This is a genomic window from Lysobacter sp. TAB13 (assembly GCF_052113885.1).
GTDB classification, from domain to species: Bacteria; Pseudomonadota; Gammaproteobacteria; order Xanthomonadales; family Xanthomonadaceae; genus Lysobacter; species Lysobacter gummosus.
The window spans coordinates 1-377 of the sequence record NZ_JBFRDR010000348.1; the positions used below are offsets into that span (position 1 = coordinate 1).

Sequence of the window (377 nt, forward strand, 5' to 3'; positions counted from 1 at the left end):
GCCCATGAGGAAGGGGTGGCGGCGAACGAACCGGATTCCTGGCTGCACCGTGTCCAAAATGGGCTCGGTGCCGCCTGGTCGGCTCTCACGCAGCCGTTTCGGCGTACCGTTGACAGCCACTCCCTTGACAGCAACGAAAGCGCGCTCGCCACGCAATTGAAGCGCGCCGTAAAGATCGGCCAAGAGCGACGTTCCAGAGTCTTGTCGGTTGTTGCGACGGACTCCGATCCGCGACGTGCAGCCGAGATCGCGAACACCGTGGCGAATGTCTACATCGAGGATATTGCGCAACGAAAGCGCACCGACGCGGAGCAGCTTGTGGTTTGGCTCGCCAAGCGCGTTCCCGAGATGAGGCTGGAGGTGGCGCGTGCCGAAGA

Annotated in this window: 1 protein-coding gene; it reads left to right on the plus strand. The window is 62.6% G+C overall.

Going from position 1 to position 377, the window contains the following annotated elements:
- A partial coding sequence (locus AB4Y92_RS26480) for a hypothetical protein (protein WP_441822327.1) occupies positions 1-377 on the plus strand: 377 nt, incomplete at both ends.